We start from the raw sequence: 17,537 nt of genomic DNA, 5'->3' as shown, positions 1-17,537 counted from the left end.
ACGGGTTAATCTGGACATGTTTTTCCCGCCATCGGCTCAGGTGGCTGTCTCCGTTCTCGCGACTTTCAGGGCCAGAACACCAATGCCCCCAGATATGGTCAGGAAGACGACGCCAAGGGACAGAATGAACCTGAACGACGTAAAATCTGCCAGTAATCCCCAGCCCCCAGCCGTGATGGCTCCTCCCACGGCGAACGCAATGGAAATATTGGAATAAATCTTGGCATAATCTTTATCCCCGAAGACGGCGCGAACCAGCATGGGAGTCTCTACCGTCACACCGGCATAGGCCCAGCCGAATAGGAATCCACCGGCTGTGACCGCCCAGATACCGACGTGCCCGATTAGCAGCAAAGCAAGTCCGGCGATACCACCAGCAACCGTTGCGGCGACTCCCAGAAGGCTGTTTTTGTCATTAATCATTCCAAGGACCACCTTGCCGATGGTGACGCCAGCCATTACCGCCGAGGCTGCGAATGATGCCTGTTCCAATGTATAGTTAAGACTCGTAACATATTTCGGAATGAACAGGTTCAGGGTAGATATCGATATCATCAGAAACGCGAAAACGATCAGTCCGTAAAAGACCGGCATTCTTATTGCGTTGGAATATTCGACTCCGCTGCCAGAGACGGCAACGTGTTGCATGTTCGCCCCGTGCGGCTGCAATCCAATATCCTCGGGATAATTGCGCAACAGCAGCCCAATAAGCGGAGTAACCAAGAGAAGGATGACCCCACCGAACAGCATATAGGTAGACCGCCACCCATAATGCGTGATGAGATACCCCCCCATAGGATTGAACAGAATACCGCCAATACCGGAAGCTGCGCTGCAAATGCCGATGAAAAAGCCGACCCTACTCTTGAACCAGCGGTTAATCATTGTCGGAAAGCTTAGGTACAGCAGAAAGGAAAGGGTGATACCGATAACGCTCCCGGCAATGTAAAACTGCCACACCGCATTGCAGAGTCCCATGGCTCCGACGGTGAACCCGAGAACTGCTGAACTGAGCGTCAACAGCATCCTTGCGCTGTACTTGTCCATCAGCCTTCCCGCGATGGACAGCATCAGGGAAGAGCTCAGAAAGTTGAAGGACATATAAAGCCCCAACTTGCCAACGGAGACGCCCAGATCACGGCTCACTGGCTGGTAGAAGATGCCGGCGGAACTCATGACCAGCCCGACATTCACCCCCATGATCAAAGCCATGCAGAGGACGATCACGTAGCCATAGTGGCTTTTGTCAGATTCTCGATTGTCCACAGGTGAATTGATCATTGTGCGTCTCTCTTTCCCTCGATACCAGCCTTAACTCTTTCGCCCTCAGTATTATGTGGGATACCGCACAACTCCATGTGGGCCAAGCCGCCGTGCTGAACTGTTTATGAAATAGATGCCATGCTGCTTGATGCTGCCGCATGTGCGAGCAGTACTTACGAGCCGCCATGAATCATGAAGGTTCACCATCCTCTTGCCATTGTGCAGATCAAATGCTCCCGGCAGCAGGCTGCCCCTCGCCACGTATCTCTTCGGGTCCTGTAATACTGTCCACAGATCCCCACCATTGTTGACTATGCTGGGTGCTGAGCATGCTGACCGGTTCCCCCATCTTTGGAGTCAAGACCGGAATATGGTGAGCCTCGCCCAATGCGACGGCCCGGTCGAACGGGTCGTGCCAGGAGTGCATCGACAGATCGAAGGTCCCGTTGTGGATTGGCAGCAGCCTTTGCCCCTTGAGATCAATGTGCGCCTGGATGGTCTCTTCCGGCTGCATGTGCACCGCCGGCCAGTTGGCATCGTAGGCCCCTGCCTCGAGCATGGTCAGATCGAAGGGGCCGTAGGCTGCGCCGATCTTTTGGAAGCCATCAAAGTAGCCGGAGTCTCCACTGAAGAAGAGCCGCCGGTCGGAGGCCAGGATGACCCATGACGCCCACTGGGTGCGATTCCTGTCGAAGAATCCGCGGCCCGAAAAGTGTTGCGCGGGTGTCGCAACCAAACGGACGCCACCGACATCCGTACCTTGCCACCAGTCGAGTTGCCTCACCTTAGCCGCGGGCAACCCCCAGCTAGTCAGAATATCCCCCACGCCGAGGGGCGTCAGGAAGCACTCGACCTTGCCTGCCAGCTGCATGATGGAATCGTGGTCCAGGTGGTCGTAATGGTCGTGTGAAATGATCACCGCCTTGATCGGGGGAAGCTCGGCAATGCTGATCGGGGGCGCGTGAAACCGTTCCGGGCCAAAAAATCGGAGAGGCGATGCCCGGTCTGAAAAAATAGGGTCGGTGAGCCAGAAGGCATCGTCGAGTTTCAGCAGGACGGTCGAGTGTCCCAGGCGATAGACCGTGCCGTTCGGCGCGTTCTGCAACTCCTCCCCAGTCACTCTCTGGACCGGGATTTTCCCGGTCGGGCGGGTGTACGCCGGTTTATTGAAAAAGAAGTCCCAGAGGATGCGCGCATGTTCAAGCTTGCCACCTTTGGTCACCTTGACGGGATGATTCTGTTCGCACTCCAGGGACAGCGCCGACCGGGTATGGGCGGCAGCGCTGCTGTTATTCGTGAGTATCGTGGTCGCCATAAGAATAAGAGTTCCAAACGCCAGGGTAATGAACAGGGTTTGCCTCATCAGTTCAGCTCCGTGACCTCAAGCGGCACCGGTAGGCACCTTCCATCATCACGCCCGGTGACCGGGTAGAGCAGCCGCATGGAAAGCAAGCTTCCTATCCCGCATAACGCAATCACCAGGCCCATCGGCCAGGGCGTCCCGTTGGCGAAGATGCCAACTATTCCGGAGCCGATTATGCCGCTACCGTACTGAACCGCACCGACGAGCGCGGACACGGCACCGGCGCGTCCCGGAAAGTTGTTTAAGGCACCGGTGATCGAGTTGGCGACGATGAAGCCGGTCGCAGAAACAAACACGAACAACGAAACGACCAACCCCCAAAGTCCGCCCCATCCGAAGTGGGCGAACAGCGCCACCATGACGGCCGAGAACGCCGCGATGATCGTGCCGGCCAGAAGCATCCGGTCATAGCCGAACCGCGGAACCAAGTAGGAGTTCAGAATATTGGAACCCATGATGCCGACGATACCGAGACCGAACAGCAGGCCGTAAAGCTGTTCTGGCACATGGTAATAGGTGATATAGGTGAATGGCGTGCCCGCCACGTAAGCGAACATGCCGGCATAGAAGAAGCCGCCCGTCCCTAAATAGCCCAGAATTCGACGGTCACGTAAAAGTTCGCCGTAACGGGCCATTGCTCCGCCCAGCGGTTCGTGGTTGCGCCGCTCAGCAGGCAAGGTTTCAGAAATTGTGAACAGTGCAACGAAGGTCACGATACCGATGCCGACCAGCGTCCAGAAAATGGCCCGCCATCCGGCATGGGCTACGATTTGCCCGCCCACCAGCGGCCCGACGAGCGGAGCGACCGCCATCACCGTTATGAGTATGGACAACATCTGAGCGGCACGGACCCCTTCGTAAAGATCCCTCACCATGGCGCGTGACAAGGCAACACTGGCGCAGGCACCAAGAGCTTGCACAACACGCCAACCAATCATAACCAGTGCGCTTTCCGAAAGAGCACAACCAGCCGAGCCGATCACGAAAAGCACCAGTCCGATTGCCACTGAGGGGCGGCGGCCATACCGGTCACTGATCGGCCCCCACAGCAGTTGCCCAAAACTGAAGCCGATAAGGTAGCCGGAGATCGTCAACTCGACCAAGCCCTCGCTCGCGTGCAGAGAACGACTCATCACCGGCATGGCGGGGAGATAAAGATCGGTGGAAATCGAGGCGAACCCCATCAGCAGGCTGAGAACGGCAAGAACATGCCACCCCGGAGCCGCCGGCATTAAAGCTCCGTCATCCGAGCCCCTCAGGCTGCTTGTTGTTATTCTCTTGTTCATTATTTACTGTCCTGCTATTTCAATGCGTTGTAATCATCATCGGCTACCGGTTCCAGCCAGGTTGCCGGACCTTTTTCTGGGTGAACCTCTATGGCGAGGTGCACAAACCAGCTGTCCTTAGCGGCGCCATGCCAATGCTTGACGTCGGCGCCAATGGTGACGACATCTCCGGCGTGAAGTTCTTGTGCCGGCTTACCCCATTCCTGATAGTAGCCTCTGCCGCCGGTCACCAGGAGGATCTGGCCACCTGCATGCGTGTGCCAGCTGTTGCGGCATCCCGGCTCGAAGGTCACATTCCCGATGGGAAGGGCCGAGCCAAACGGGGTCAGCATGTTGAGCCACACGGTTCCGTTGAAATTCGGGTTAACCAACTTTTCTCCAACGGGAAAAATCACGCTGGTGCTAAGATCGTTTTTTTTCATGGTGTTCCCTTTATATCTTCAGTTTCTGGCGGTTTTATTCCGTGATAAAGCAGGTTTGCCTGCACGCTTGCGTTCTCTGGACTCAGCGCCCAACCCGTTTTTGAAGGCTTTCCGGATAACGCGCACCTTTAACCGTGATCTTTGATGCTGCGCTTTCAAGTTCGCGCAGGTCTTCCGGCGCAAGGTGAACCGAAACGGAGCCGTTGTTCTCGCGCAAGCGATGCAGCTTAGTAGTGCCGGGAATCGGAACGATCCATGGCTTTTGGGCCAGTAGCCAAGCCAGCGCAACTTGTGCGGGGGTAATTTTTTTCTGCTCCGCAAAGCGTCCGATCAGATCGACCAAGACCTGGTTCGCCTTGCGATTTTCCTCGCTGAACCGCGGTACCTGATTGCGGAAATCGGTGCTGTCGAACTTCGTTTCCTCGTTGATCTTTCCCGTGAGAAAGCCCTTGCCCAATGGACTGAAGGGCACGAACCCGATTCCGAGTTCTTCCAAGGTCGGCAGCACTTCAGCTTCCGGCTCTCTCCACCAGAGTGAATATTCGCTCTGGAGCGCAGCCACCGGTTGGACGGCGTGCGCGCGACGGATGGTTTGCGCCCCGGCTTCGGACAGCCCGAAGTGCTTGACCTTGCCCTGTTGGATCAACTCCTTCACCGTCCCGGCCACGTCTTCGATGGGGACGTTCGGATCGACGCGATGCTGATAGAGCAAGTCGATCCTGTCTGTCTTCAGCCGCTTAAGAGATGCCTCGACGACCTGTTTGATGTGCGCCGGCTGACTGTTCAACTCGCCCGGCTTGCCGCTGTCACAATCGAATCCGAACTTGGTGGCGATGACCACCTGGTCGCGAAACGGTGCGAGGGCTTCTCCCACGAGTTCCTCGTTGGTGAACGGGCCATAGATCTCGGCGGTGTCGAAAAACGTGATCCCCTGTTCAACGGCCGCCCGAATAAGCGCGATCATCTCCTGCTTATCTCCTGCCGGGCCGTAGCCGAAACTCATGCTCATGCACCCCAGCCCAAGGGCCGAGACTTCCAGTCCGCTATTTCCTAATTTCCGCTTTTCCATCACGTCCTCCTTAGAACGCTTTTTATTATTCCGATAATGATAACAGCTCTTTAGACAACCTTTCACCTTGGATGGAGATGTTGGCCAGTCGTTCTTCGATTTCCCGCAAATCGTCAGAAGTTAGCGACACATCAACAGAACTAATATTATCTTCGATGTATTCCAGCTTATCCATTCCTGGAATGGGAACGATGAACGGCTTTTGCGCGAGCAACCAGCTAAGAGCTATCTGCACTGTTGAAACACCTTTCCTGCGGGCAACATCAGCCAGCATTTCAACGAGGGGCATATTTGCTTTCATTGCCTCCCGGCTGAAGCGGGGAAAAGAGGCCCGAAGGTCAGTTGCGCAGTCAAAGGTTGTATCCGGGGTGATGGTCCCTGTCAGAAAGCCGGTGCCAAGCGGCCCCCAGGGGACAAAGCCTATTCCCAGCTCCTCACAAACGGGGAGCACAGTCTCTTCCGGCTCTCTCGTCCAGATGGAGTACTGATTTTGCACCGCGGCAACTGGGAGAACCGCATTGGCGCGGCGGATGGTGTCTGCTCCCGCTTCGGAAAGCCCGAAGTATTTTACTTTCCCTGCCTGGATCAACTCTTTTACCGTTCCGGCAACATCCTCTATCGGCACGTTGGGATCGACCCGGTGTTGGTAAAGCAGGTCGATATAATCGGTCCGCAACCGTTTCAGCGACGACTCCACTACTTTTTTGATATGATCGGGACGGCTGTTGAGCCCGCCTTCTTCCGAGATCATCCCGAACTTTGTGGCAATAATGACTTCTTTGCGAAACGGCTCAAGTGCCTTGCCGACCAGCTCTTCGTTGGTAAATGGGCCATACGCCTCAGCCGTGTCGAAAAAAGTAATGCCTTTAGCGTAACCGGCGCGGATAACCTCAATACCGTCGGCGACATCAGCTGCCTTTCCTGTACCGAAGCTTAAATTCATGCAGCCCATGCCAATCGTGGATACTTCTAGGCCGCCCTTTCCTAGTTTGCGTTTTTGCATTGCTTTCTCCCTTCAACTCTTTTGAATTACCCTACGATATGGTCTCAGGATACGCCACGATGGCCGATGACAGGTAGATCGATTCTGCTTTATTCTTGCCTAATCATGCGGAAGCCTGCAAAATCATGGGTTCGACGCGACGGCACCACGACTCTGGCATATCTATGCATATTTATAGGGTTAAACACCCATGCGACCACTTCGAAAGAGGTATAGCACCGAAATCCTCGCGTGAGTTTATTGCCGGATTAGATGTTGATTAGGAGTGCTCATGTGAGTTATTCCTGCACCGTGGTTTCCTTGATCAAAGCGCGATTGACTTTCTCGTGGTCTTCGTCCGCCTGACCATCTTGTCCTCGGCCAAGCCAGACACTCAAGCCTAACCAAACAGTCGAGATCGGCACGGCTACGATAGCAATAGCCGTCATGCTCAACCCTAATTCAGCAAGCCCGGCATACGCTACGCTCGCCACCTGATCCCCGCCGCGGTAGACCACGGTGTCGATAAAGCTCTTTGCCTTATACCGGTCTTCGCGAGACAGGCGGGTGAAGAGAACCTCGCGCGCCGGCCGGGCCAACGCAAAGTTGCTCACCCGACGCACCACCTGCACACATACGAACACCCCGACGGCGGGCGAGACGGCCAACGCAGCGAACCCCGCTACACTGAACAAAGGCAGGGCGCACAGGGTAGCGAGCACGCCGAGGCGGCCCATAAGTCGCCCCGTCAGGAAGACCTGAAAAACCAGGGTGAGCACGTTTACCCAGAAGTCGATACCAGCGAAAAAGACCGTGCGTGCTGCCTGATTCGGGAAAGCCGCCTCCGCGATGGTCGCCTGCTGGAAATAGAGGAAGGTAGAGGTGATGGTGTACAGCAGGATGAAGCAGGCAATCCCCAGCAGATACGGGGAGCGGACGGTGTGGACCATCCCCGCGAAGATGTTGCCCCCGACCGGCTGGTGTGGATCAGCCTCCCGCAGCGGTCGCTCGAACGTATCGCTGACACTTGACAGGCGCCGTGCAGCGAAGACCGCTACCTCCAAAAGGATGATGGAGGTGATAAGCAGCCAGCTCTGTCCCAGTTTCGCGACGAGGCACGAGGTCAGGCCCGATCCCGCGATGCCGCCGAGCGTGGCGCCGGCGGCCAGAAAGCCGAAGAGCCGCTTACCCTGCTCCGCATCGAACACATCCACGACGACCGACCAGAAGACTGAGACGACAAAGAGATTGAAGACCGATGCCCAAATGAAAAACGCGCGCCCAACCCAGACCTGGTGCTCTGGCGCGGCCAACGCCAAAAGGCCCATGAAGACAAGCAGATTCAGCATGAAGAAACGGTAGGTGATTGCGATGAAGCGCTCACGCGGCCAGCGCCGTACTGCACAGGCGAACAGGGGATTTACTGTGAGCATAGCCAGCAGCGTGCCGGTGAAGAGCCAGGGGAGATTACGGACACCACCCGCCACTCCCAACTGATCCCGAATAGGACGCAGGACGTAATAGGCAAGAAAAAGCGCAAAGACGTAGAGCCACGACCATGCCAGCGCGCTCGTTTCAGCAGAACGAGCATCGATAATCCAGCGGATTTTTTGCGCGAATCGGCTCCCCTTCTCTGCCCTGGTTATCGGACGGACTGCCGTCGTCATAGTCAACTCCTGTCGGGCAGGCCGAGCAGGCGACGGAGTTTAGGTGCGGTAGTGTTTGCCCGGAAGCCTGGGCCACCTCGCTGGAAGCTGCGAGCTTCGGTCCCGTTGCCTACCACGACCGGCTCGCAGCCGGTATCGCGCACTAGCTGAGCCGCAACCTGGACTGCCTTTTCATCGTTGCCTGCTATCGGAACGCCAAGTTTGCCACCCGGACCTGACGCTGATGCTTCAACCGCCGAGGCGTCAACGGCGCTGAAGGCGCGCACCAGGCGAGTACCCGATAAATATTTGGCAGATGTTTCGGCTACACCATTGGCCTCCGCCTCACGCGCCAAAGCGCTCCCACTTCCCGGGGCAGGGTTGCAGGCGTCAAGGACGACCTTGCCGCGCATCGCCTCCTTGAGTTCCAGGCCTAGCTGAGGCAACGCGTCGTAAGGCACGGCGAAAATCAGGACTGTTCCGAACTGAGCGGCCTGAAGCGGGGTACCAACAGTTGCGCGCGGCCCGAGTTCACGGGCCATGGGTATAAGTTCCGCTGGATGTCGAGAAGAAAAGAGCACCTCGTGTCCGGCCTGTACCAAGATCCGGCCAACCGTCCCCCCCAACCAGCCTGCACCGATGACTCCGATACGCATCGGTGTCACAACAGCTCCTTGCACCTGTTTTTTACCGACTGCCGCACCTGCCGGTTGGGTCAGCTTGCCGGCAACCGCAAACGACATCAGCGTTGCAGCAGCCGCCCCTAATCCCGTGATAAGAAATTTGCGGCGCCCAGGCACGACGGGACTGTGATCTGCATTGGACCTGCTCGGGTCATCAGACATAGCGTCCTCCTATTTTTGAATGGCAACAAATCCCGTAGGCGGCTAAGTTACCGAGCCTCTCCGCCAGGACCTGATGATTGATGCAGACTACCCCAGAGTCAATTATGGCGGATAGACCAATCCTCCCATTTTATTGCCTGATAGTGCGATTTACCGGATAATAGTTGCCATACGAGGAGGGGGTGGCTAGTATGCGCAAAGGAGGTGCATATGCAAATTGAACGAGTTGGACAGGTAGTTGAGGATAAAAGGTTGGAATCTGCTATTGAGACGTTGAACGCGAGCATTGCCCGATGGACCGAAAAAGGAGAGCAACACACGACCGCCATCCCGGGCTTGTCACTGTTTCGGCGAGAGGAACCGACCGGACCGATTAGTGGGCTGTACGATCCGAGCATCTGCATGGTCACCCAGGGAGCCAAGCACGTGCAACTGGGCGAGGACAGCTATGTGTACGACCCGCTGCATTACTTGATCACTGCCGTCCATCTTCCGACAGTGGTGCAAGTGATCGAAGCGAGTCGTGACAGACCCTACCTTGGACTCCGGTTGAAGTTTGATCACCGCGAGGTTTCTCAACTGATGGCGGACAGCAATCTTCCGGCACCACGTTCACAGCAATCAACCCGCGGTATGGCAATAGGTGAGGTCACACTGCCGCTACTTGCCGCTTTTCAGCGCTTGCTCGATTTGCTCGACGAAAAGGAGGATATTCCTATCCTGGCGCCGAACATACAACGGGAGATTATTTACCGTTTACTTGTGGGAGATCAAGGCACGCGCCTGCGCCAGATCGCCTCGACCGGAAGTCAGAGTCAGCAGATAGCGCGCGCTATCGATTGGCTAAAGGAAAACTTTACACGGCCCTTGCGTATCGAGGATCTCGCCGCACAGGCACGTATGAGCGCCTCCACCTTTCATCACCACTTCCGGTCCATGACCGCCCTGAGTCCGTTGCAGTTCCAGAAACAGTTGCGCCTGCACGAAGCCAGGCGCCTGATGCTCGGAGAGAATCAGGATGCTGCGACGGCTGCATTCAATGTGGGTTATGAGAGTCCTTCGCAGTTCAGCCGCGAATATAATCGCTTCTTTGGTGCACCGCCATTACGCGATATATCGAGGATACGCAGGACAACTGTGCAGGCTGCTTAGCATATTGAGCAATGGAACGAATTTGTGAGAATCGGTATCCCGTCTTGGGTTGATTTCGACTGAGAGGATCAACTGTTGCAACCGAATATAACTCCCCACCCCCGAAGCTGAACAAGAAGCGGTTGAACGCGGGAAAGCAGGAGCTCTTCACCTACAAAACCTTGACACTGAAGCTCCCCGGGACTCATGGAAGTCACCAGAGGAATGGCGACTCAAGCAGACTCGCCAAAATTCACCTTGCCGAGGTCATTTCAAAGTCTTTTCTGATGCCGCTCCATTATTCGGTAGGCACACAGGTCTACTCTGGTGGGATGTTCATGCCCGGGGGGACAAAGGGAAGGTACTTCTGGTGAAGGATTACGCGGTGCCCCCGTGTCCCATCGATCTGCTATAAGGGCTCTGGGGAGCCTTCCCAAAATCTTCTCCGTTTTTCGTACTCCTCAGGATGGTTCTTTTCCACATGTTCTGACATTCGAAGGTGTGCGCTATCCGGACCTATTACCTTTCCCGCCTTGTTCCGGAATATCTTAGGTATGGTAAAGGGACAGAACTTGCACGAAAGGGCGTTTTCATCTTTAGGGCTCTGTCTTAGGTGATCTTCGCCCTGGGGCGGCCTAGGTATAGGCAGATTTTGTTCTTTGGTCTCGGAAAAGATACCCGGGATGTCTTCACGCAAGAATCGGATCGCCAGAATGTGCCTGATGGGATCCGTCACTTTTTCCCGTCTCCTAAACAACCTCACCAGCCAGTTTTTGTCTGTTGCCATCGGAAGGGAACTTGACATCGCGACTAAAATCCTTTCGCCATAATAGGAGTCAAAGGCCTTGCTGATGGGACGGTGGGCTACCAATCCGGATTGAGTCGCGAACTTCCTTTCCACAAGAAGCTGCTCATACCTTCTGTGTAAGATTTCCATTGCATTATCGGGGGCAGGATTGTGCATAAGCCAGTGAACCGACTTCGCAATAAACTCCAAATGCCTCATGTCCTTGCGAGTAAAGTTGGGTGGGGCAGTTTGGCGTGGGTACTCTTTATCAAGCCTATACAAAATGCGTTCTTGCTGAGTGGGAGCCAAGGGGAATCCCGTGTCAACGAGTAGGGAATTATGCTTATAACAGGTAAGGACACCGAAGTGCTGATGGTCCCTATGCCAGTAAGCCTCGCCGTGAGTTTTAGTGTCGGAGGCAAAGCACTGGGGGCAGTACTTAAATGAGCGGCCGGCACTAAGGGAATATCTCAGAAGGCCCGTAAGTGGCCTGCCATCGCCGACGGAGGACCTTTTCATATACCGGATTGCCGAATCTGCTCGATCTTTCTCTATGAAAGGCTTGTACAGGGGAAAGAGAGTGTGTTCGAATATCAGTTTGTCAGGGGTCAGCAGGGTATTCGGGTGCAGTTGTGAGTGCAGAAATACCGTGTTGCTGGGTAGCAGCGCGATAACGCTCGCAGTTGGAGAGCCCAGTAATTCCTGGGCCGTATCTCTATAGCTTGGATTTTTGCTCCGGAAGTGGTACCTGGCAATCGTGCTATAGAGCAACTCGTTTGGATATGGATGTGGGAAAAACGGTAACATTGTTGCTCCGCGACTTCGGAAAGCTATGTCTCTACCTGGGAAGCCTCTAGCAGGCCGTTGAAATTCACCTGAGAGGTGGTACTGCCGAGAAGCTCGGCTCTCGAAAATGGGCTCTAACAGGCGTTCTATTGCTGACGAGTGGTAACAGGACCCCTTTTTTGCGACTCTGGGGGCTAGAAATTTGTTTTTCAACGACCTGCTAGGCCTCTATCAAACGGGTTATTTCATGTGCGACTGCCTGATCGTAATTCGAGCCGAGTCCTGCCTTCCTGGCGACCCTCCAGGTCTCCAGTGAGTCCCCCCTTTGTTTAATCGCCTGCACCGCATATTGCACTCGCCTGATCCCGTAGTCGATATCGGTCTCGATGGTGCTGCCAAGAGCAGCTCTCGTCCTTGGCAGATTCTCCAGCTTCTTCTGGACAATTGCCAGAATCCCAAGCTTTTTTCCGACAGCCGAGAGGGTGATGCGAACCGGCCTTCCTTCCTGCTCCTTAAGCCGATTAACAGCTGACGTAATCCCTGACGAGATACACTCGTCCCTATTTTCCCAATCTACTCTTCCTCTTCGAAATTTTTGTGGGGGTATACAGGGGAGACCTAAAAGCCATTCTCTATCGTGGCGATACAGCCAGGTATAATCAGCAGGAGCAAGTGCCCGGATAAATTTTTTTCCTGCTTCGGGGTGATGGCGACAGAGATCGAGCCATCGCTGTCGGCGTGCCTTTACGAGATCGTCGGGGAGGTTGGTGAGTTCTTTCGCCGTGACGCGCTTCATATAGAGGTGCTTTTTGACAGTAGCTGGATCGACACCAAGCCGCCGTGCGATCCCTCTCAAGCTAGTCTCCCCTTCAGTAACAAGTCGTTGCAGCTCGGCCTCCCAAACCGGTCCGAAGGCGATAATTCGTCCCAGAGAAAACCTATCCTCCTTCTTCAAATCGGGCCCTGTCCGTGCGTAAGCGAATCCGCATGTGCACTTGAAGGTTCCGATTGGAAGGGCATTCTCGGTATGTTTTGTTATTTTACACTCGCAAACAACGGGTTGGAGATAGTGACCCGCGGCAGGGTTGAGGCAAGGCCATGGTCCGTGGCCAAAAGGTCGCTTTTCTTTTATGATCGTGGCACCGGCAAAGAATGCCTCAGGATGCAAGCCCAGGAAGTTTAGGAGAAGCAGATGCCGCACTGGATGCGCTGCCCTCCGAGGCTTTCGGACTAGGGAACTAAGCCAGGTCTGTTCACTGCCAAGGTCCAAATCGGAAAATGCCTCCCTGAGAAAGTCGGCTCCATAGAAAGCAACGAATGCCTCTCGTAGCTCCTGCTGGGCCACCCGTCCCCAATATGACGCTAAGCCTCTCTCCCTTAGAAAATACAGGTACCGATCATGGAGGCTATCCAGTCCGAGTATCGGCAGATGCGGATTGCTGAGCAGCCAGGCAACATCCTGTGCCAGCCGGAACTGGTGCGGCGTTCCTCCCGCGCGTCCCGCACCCTCCCTAATCGAGGAAACTGATGGCGATGGAGGGCTCTGGAAGAAATGCTGGTTCAGCTCTACCAACGCATAAGGCCTCTGCTCACAAAGGGGAACTCCATGCAGGTGGCAGGTGGAAACTGCCATCACCTGATGACTTCGGTGCCAGTAAGGCACTCCCCACTTCTCACTGTCCTCAAGGAGACATTGAGGGCACCACCGCAGCAGCCGAAGAAGCGGTATGCCACTAGCCATGGCTCCGATAGCTTGATGAATTCCTCGGCCGTTTTCTGCGCCCTTCATCCATTCCAAAATCTTCAAATAGCGCTCTGGAGGCAGAAAAGGTTTGTATAACGGTAACAGGGTGTGCCTTTCTATTAACCGTTCAGGGGTATTCAGCGTCTTCACGTGAAGCTGCCCACTCAAAATTGCGATGCCATTGGGAAGGTCGAGGACAGCCCTAGCGGATGTAGATCCGAATAAGTCCTGAACCGTCGACTTGATGCTCACGTTTCGACTTTTTTGGTGGTACCTCGCGCAGATTCCATAAAGCAATTCGTCAGGAAGCGGCCTGGGAAAGAACGGAATCATTGTTTGCTCCTTTGGAGAAGAACTCGTAGGGAGATTTTATGACGCCTGCATTTTTTAGCGCTTCGTATGGAGTGGTTGCTTTCTCCGCATGTTTTACGATCTCACGGAGGTCTCCACTAAGGGAAACCACGGGGGCTTTCTTCCTACCGGCCGGTTTTTTCATTTCTTGAGCAATCCGGGCTTCCTTCTTTAGGTCATCCGCCTCTTGGGCCAGTCGGAAAGCCTCCACGCTCGCACGTTTCATGTCAGTCTGTGCTGCAAAGCGATCACAAGCCTTTCGTGCGGCAATTCTCGCAATATCGCCATCAAATCCCGCCTGAACCAGCTGTAAGGCTAGCTTCTCATGAGGTAGCGACCCAACCTCGGCATCAGAATTTTCCGCGAGCGTTTCATTGCGGATAGTTGCCATGGCCCCGCTGAGATGAGCTTGTCGGCAGGCATTTTTAAGGACGAGATCCATGTCCCACGGGGACCGTATATCTTCTATTTTACTTAAGGCCTCGAAATCATGAGTGCGCAGGGCGCGAAGAATCGGTCCCATAGCATGCAGGTTTTCTTTGGCAACGACCTCCACCAGCTTTGGCGTGATCTTCTCATCGCCGGTGCCTATCACCTGCCACTGTGCGAACATATACAACTTAACCGCAATATCTGTAATGCCCTGAGATTGTTCGTGGAAAGCGTTGATCAGTTTGTCTGAAAGAGGGGTGGGTATATCCGTGTACTGGTACCGCCACAGCTTTTTCAATAAATGCCGCCAAACTTCATCGTCGGCGAAATTGTCCATTACGACATCGCCTTGCCCAGCTACCCGCCTCGCCGCAGCGGCCTCATCTTTAAACATGCTCATCGCTTTGTAGGTTCCAGACATCAGGACAGGAACGCCAATCACGTTTGTCAATTGGACAAAGAAGCTCAAGAGTTTTTCCCCAGCCCCCTTCAGCCGCTGGACCTCGTCCAAGACCAACACTCCCAAACCACACTCTCCAGCTACCTCAGCCATTTTGGGGAGTAATAAGTCAGCAGTGACCCGCTTGCTCAGGAGCTTATCAGTATACCTTGTTCCCAAGACCCTATCGATTCCCTGAAAAAAGTTTATACAAAGCCCGCGCGGAGAGCCGTCGAATGGACAATCGAGCTTTAACCAGACTATTTGTTGTTGATCAAATGGATTCCCGTTGTACTGCGTGTGGATTATGACTTGGGGGTATAAGGACAAAATGCTCTCTATTACGGTGGTTTTCCCTACACCGCTAGTCCCGTAAATGGCAAACCCCGCAGCGTTTGATCTCACAAGAGCGTCTTCGCCAATACCGGGAAAGGCAGACTGCATTTGCTTCACCCACTCGGCAGACAGTGGGTTCCGCGCAAAGTACCCATTGAGAAGCATTCTCGAAAACTTTTTTTCAATTTCTATATAGTCCGGTAGCGGAACAATACAATTACTCAGCTTCTGGACTGCATAGATGCGTTCCAACGGTGGAAGACGGCGTTCGCTATCGTCGTACCCTGGAAACCTTTGCATTTTTTTGATGACTTCTTCAGTTTCGAGGGGAGGAGGCAGTGCCTCTATATAGCAATTGTGCCGGTACATCGGGTCCGAACTCGGAGTGTATTGTGCCTCAACTTTCCGACCGAAGCCGAAGCCGTGCGCCCTGCCGTTGTCATTCATCGTCACCTCTCCTTAGTCCCGTTCAAGGAACTCAAGGTTCCTCTTCCTTTTCTCCGCAGCAGTCATCGGCAAGTTGTCATTGGCGGCTTCCGTCATTTGCTCCGAATCGAGAACATGGACAGTCGCGGGCCCCTTCTTCTCCCGCAGAGGTCTGAGATCATAGGCTTCTGCCTTTCTGTTCCGTTGTTTTTCGTCCGCCCTATTCTTTTTGACTTTGTCGAGGCGCTCCTTCTTGCTTAGTCCTGCGGGAACATCCTTTCTCGTCATTTCCTGCGCGTCCTTGACGATTTGCTCACGCTTAGCCCGGAGTTCAGCCCCGGCCTGGCGTTCGTTTGAAAGATTTTCGGTAGCCTTTAACTTTTCGAGGGCGAAAAATTGTTGGACCTCTTCCACCCGACACCCCGTGAATCTAGAATCACGCTTAATTATGTTGCATGGTTCAAATACTGTGGTTCCACCACAGCGCCAGTAAATGACATCCGTCTGGCGCGGGTCATAGGATACCGGTATTGTCCAGGTTTTATTGGACCTTGCATTTACGTACCATTGCTCCCTTAGTGCTCTTTCCGTATCATAAAAAACCCCCTCGAACCTGATGCCCCGCTCAGTAACCGTGGCTTCTCCTTGTGGCATTAAGCCGACTTTGATGACTTCAGGAGACCGCTCTTTGAGTTTACCGACTCTGTTCTGAATTCCCCACTCCCACAACTCAAGGGGAATCGGTCGGACATCATCTCGAATCAAGTCCAGTTCCTTTTCATATGTGTCCATCCAATGGAATCGGTTGTACTCCAAAATGGTGTAGATCATAACCTGAGTGAACTGATAAAGGTCTAATTGGGCATCCAGTCGGTAATCCTTGGTGCCACGTTCTTTCGCTTTAAGAACTACCCCTGGTAGCCAAACGACGCTTTTCTCTTTAGTTCGGTGGAACTGCTGCTCTACTATTCCCTTAAGGTCACCACGATATGGCGGGCAGTTCTCAACTGTAATGTCCAGGTTATCCGGTAGGTTGTCCGCATTACGCCCTATAAGCTCCCCTCGATCTGCCAAAATCTTCGCCGGCAGATAATGGCAAGGCCATTCTTCCTCGGCAATTGGGATTCCATATTCTGCACAATAGGCGACCTTGTCACATGTAGCGTTGGCAATGGCCATCATGGCACCTGCCCAACTAGGGCCTTCCAACCCAACGTATAGCCCCACGCACATGCGGCTAAAAACGTCCATAACAAAATACACGACCGGACGACCGATGATCCAACTCCGGTTAAGAGTGCTTACCAAATAGATGTCAGCGATGGTGGCATCAATTTGAAATATTGACCCTGGCCCAAAGGCCATCTGTGTAGAACTTCCTAAAATTGGCCGATTTTCAAGATTGAAGCGCTTCTGGCCTCGACGTTTTATGATCGCTTCCTGAAGGTCAAGCTTCTTTTCATACCAATATCTGAACTGGGGATAGGTCGGCTGCTCCCAAGGGGGCAAGTGCACGGGTACCTGTATTCCGTCTTTCTGGACCATCCCCACCGAGAAGTGTTTGTCCAGCATTTGGTCATAAGCGTCTTTAAGACTCCTGGAGTTCTGTTTGTGGTAGTAAAGCTTGATTGCGCAATCGAAAATTGCTGCAATCCCATTGTCAACATTGACTCCCGGGCGGTCAGGATACAGGCGGCTTATTTTGGATGGTCTGCCTCGCTTAGCAAAGGAGCCGTCTGCCCTAAGGACGAGGGTCCGTGTTTTGCCCGGAGCTCCACAACGATCATATGATGGGAGCAAGGCATTCTTAATTTTTCCCCTTATCCAGTATCGCCTGAGGAGACGGTAGAGCTCTGTTCTGTCGGTTTCGAGGCTTTCCACCGCCTCCCGGATCAGTTTTCCTCGAATTTCTGGGTTAAAGATTCCCGGTTCATTTCCAACTAAGTCTTTTATTAATTCCCAGCCCCTGTCCCTGCGCTCAGCATGCTTTTCCAGAAACTCCGGCAACGGGTCTGCGTGCCACGCATAGGGGTCTGCTCTCCGAAAGGCGCGCCCTGCTGCAATGGCATCGGCGACGTCCTCAAGACATTTCCAAATTGGTAAAGCATCATCGCATAGAGCAATAACTACAAGTTGGCCTGCCGGGCGGTCGACATAAAGGATGCGTTCCATGTAGGTCCGCTTCTCTTCTTCCACAACCCATTCAATTACAGCACACTCGGCTAGCAT

Annotated in this window: 13 protein-coding genes; 1 reads left to right on the top strand and 12 read right to left on the bottom strand. The window is 54.1% G+C overall.

Going from position 1 to position 17,537, the window contains the following annotated elements:
• Positions 1 to 36: 36 nt before the first annotated feature.
• The 8 genes from H7688_RS06815 to H7688_RS06780 form a co-directional block, all read right to left on the bottom strand.
• Entirely contained in the window at positions 37 to 1,281 is a 1,245-nt protein-coding gene (locus H7688_RS06815; RefSeq protein ID WP_183360301.1) for an MFS transporter, read from the bottom strand.
• Between the two features lie 208 nt (positions 1,282 to 1,489).
• Positions 1,490 to 2,626 (bottom strand): MBL fold metallo-hydrolase, encoded by a 1,137-nt coding sequence (locus H7688_RS06810; RefSeq protein WP_183360300.1) that lies wholly within the window; start codon positions 2,624 to 2,626, stop codon positions 1,490 to 1,492.
• Positions 2,626 to 3,912, bottom strand: a complete 1,287-nt coding sequence (locus H7688_RS06805; RefSeq protein WP_183360299.1) for a multidrug effflux MFS transporter — start codon at positions 3,910 to 3,912, stop codon at positions 2,626 to 2,628. The genes H7688_RS06810 and H7688_RS06805 overlap by 1 nt, the downstream gene beginning before the upstream one ends.
• A 14-nt stretch (positions 3,913 to 3,926) precedes the next feature.
• Positions 3,927 to 4,334, bottom strand: coding sequence for a cupin domain-containing protein (locus tag H7688_RS06800; protein WP_183360298.1), 408 nt, complete (start codon positions 4,332 to 4,334; stop codon positions 3,927 to 3,929).
• 82 nt (positions 4,335 to 4,416) lie between these two features.
• Positions 4,417 to 5,403: an aldo/keto reductase gene (locus H7688_RS06795; RefSeq protein WP_183360297.1), complete on the bottom strand. Its 987-nt coding sequence runs from the start codon at positions 5,401 to 5,403 to the stop codon at positions 4,417 to 4,419.
• Between the two features lie 25 nt (positions 5,404 to 5,428).
• On the bottom strand, positions 5,429 to 6,406 hold the full coding sequence (locus H7688_RS06790; protein ID WP_183360296.1) for an aldo/keto reductase: 978 nt from the start codon (positions 6,404 to 6,406) through the stop codon (positions 5,429 to 5,431).
• Positions 6,407 to 6,684: 278 nt separating this feature from the next.
• Positions 6,685 to 8,052 carry an NTP/NDP exchange transporter gene (locus H7688_RS06785; protein ID WP_183360295.1) on the bottom strand — a complete coding sequence of 456 codons (1,368 nt, stop codon included), beginning with the start codon at positions 8,050 to 8,052 and terminating at the stop codon, positions 6,685 to 6,687.
• Between the two features lie 2 nt (positions 8,053 to 8,054).
• Positions 8,055 to 8,876 carry an NADPH-dependent F420 reductase gene (locus H7688_RS06780; RefSeq protein ID WP_198424460.1) on the bottom strand — a complete coding sequence of 274 codons (822 nt, stop codon included), beginning with the start codon at positions 8,874 to 8,876 and terminating at the stop codon, positions 8,055 to 8,057.
• Between the two features lie 210 nt (positions 8,877 to 9,086).
• On the opposite strand from H7688_RS06780, the gene H7688_RS06775 reads away from it, so the two are divergent.
• Positions 9,087 to 10,028 (top strand): AraC family transcriptional regulator, encoded by a 942-nt coding sequence (locus tag H7688_RS06775; protein ID WP_183360294.1) that lies wholly within the window; start codon positions 9,087 to 9,089, stop codon positions 10,026 to 10,028.
• 388 nt (positions 10,029 to 10,416) lie between these two features.
• Here the strand turns inward: H7688_RS06775 and H7688_RS06770 are convergent, their stop codons facing one another.
• The 4 genes from H7688_RS06770 to H7688_RS06755 all read right to left on the bottom strand — a co-directional run bounded on the left by H7688_RS06770 (position 10,417) and on the right by H7688_RS06755 (position 17,537).
• A complete protein-coding gene (locus H7688_RS06770) occupies positions 10,417 to 11,601 on the bottom strand; it encodes a TnsD family Tn7-like transposition protein (protein ID WP_183360293.1) in 1,185 nt (394 codons plus the stop codon).
• Positions 11,602 to 11,800: 199 nt separating this feature from the next.
• The gene (locus tag H7688_RS06765) at positions 11,801 to 13,657 is read right to left on the bottom strand and encodes a TnsD family Tn7-like transposition protein (protein WP_183360292.1); all 1,857 of its coding nucleotides are present in this window, start codon (positions 13,655 to 13,657) and stop codon (positions 11,801 to 11,803) included.
• On the bottom strand, positions 13,626 to 15,329 hold the full coding sequence (locus H7688_RS06760; protein ID WP_183360291.1) for an ATP-binding protein: 1,704 nt from the start codon (positions 15,327 to 15,329) through the stop codon (positions 13,626 to 13,628). The genes H7688_RS06765 and H7688_RS06760 overlap by 32 nt, the downstream gene beginning before the upstream one ends.
• A gap of 12 nt (positions 15,330 to 15,341) precedes the next feature.
• A complete protein-coding gene (locus H7688_RS06755; protein WP_183360290.1) occupies positions 15,342 to 17,537 on the bottom strand; it encodes a TnsB C-terminal domain-containing protein in 2,196 nt (731 codons plus the stop codon).

This window comes from Geomonas limicola, from assembly GCF_014193675.1.
Taxonomy (GTDB): domain Bacteria; phylum Desulfobacterota; class Desulfuromonadia; order Geobacterales; family Geobacteraceae; genus Geomonas; species Geomonas limicola.
Note: the sequence above shows the minus strand (reverse complement) of the source record. Positions and strands in the feature narration are given on the sequence as shown.

Excerpts from the sequence above, each read along its gene's own strand:
- H7688_RS06815 (WP_183360301.1), bottom strand. The coding sequence starts at position 1,281 with ATGATCAATTCACCTGTGGACAATCGAGAATCTGACAAAAGCCACTAT.
- H7688_RS06810 (WP_183360300.1), bottom strand. The coding sequence starts at position 2,626 with ATGAGGCAAACCCTGTTCATTACCCTGGCGTTTGGAACTCTTATTCTT.
- H7688_RS06805 (WP_183360299.1), bottom strand. The coding sequence starts at position 3,912 with ATGAACAAGAGAATAACAACAAGCAGCCTGAGGGGCTCGGATGACGGA.
- H7688_RS06800 (WP_183360298.1), bottom strand. The coding sequence starts at position 4,334 with ATGAAAAAAAACGATCTTAGCACCAGCGTGATTTTTCCCGTTGGAGAA.
- H7688_RS06795 (WP_183360297.1), bottom strand. The coding sequence starts at position 5,403 with ATGGAAAAGCGGAAATTAGGAAATAGCGGACTGGAAGTCTCGGCCCTT.
- H7688_RS06790 (WP_183360296.1), bottom strand. The coding sequence starts at position 6,406 with ATGCAAAAACGCAAACTAGGAAAGGGCGGCCTAGAAGTATCCACGATT.
- H7688_RS06785 (WP_183360295.1), bottom strand. The coding sequence starts at position 8,052 with ATGACGACGGCAGTCCGTCCGATAACCAGGGCAGAGAAGGGGAGCCGA.
- H7688_RS06780 (WP_198424460.1), bottom strand. The coding sequence starts at position 8,876 with ATGTCTGATGACCCGAGCAGGTCCAATGCAGATCACAGTCCCGTCGTG.
- H7688_RS06775 (WP_183360294.1), top strand. The coding sequence starts at position 9,087 with ATGCAAATTGAACGAGTTGGACAGGTAGTTGAGGATAAAAGGTTGGAA.
- H7688_RS06770 (WP_183360293.1), bottom strand. The coding sequence starts at position 11,601 with ATGTTACCGTTTTTCCCACATCCATATCCAAACGAGTTGCTCTATAGC.
- H7688_RS06765 (WP_183360292.1), bottom strand. The coding sequence starts at position 13,657 with ATGATTCCGTTCTTTCCCAGGCCGCTTCCTGACGAATTGCTTTATGGA.
- H7688_RS06760 (WP_183360291.1), bottom strand. The coding sequence starts at position 15,329 with ATGAATGACAACGGCAGGGCGCACGGCTTCGGCTTCGGTCGGAAAGTT.
- H7688_RS06755 (WP_183360290.1), bottom strand. The coding sequence starts at position 17,537 with ATGCTAGCCGAGTGTGCTGTAATTGAATGGGTTGTGGAAGAAGAGAAG.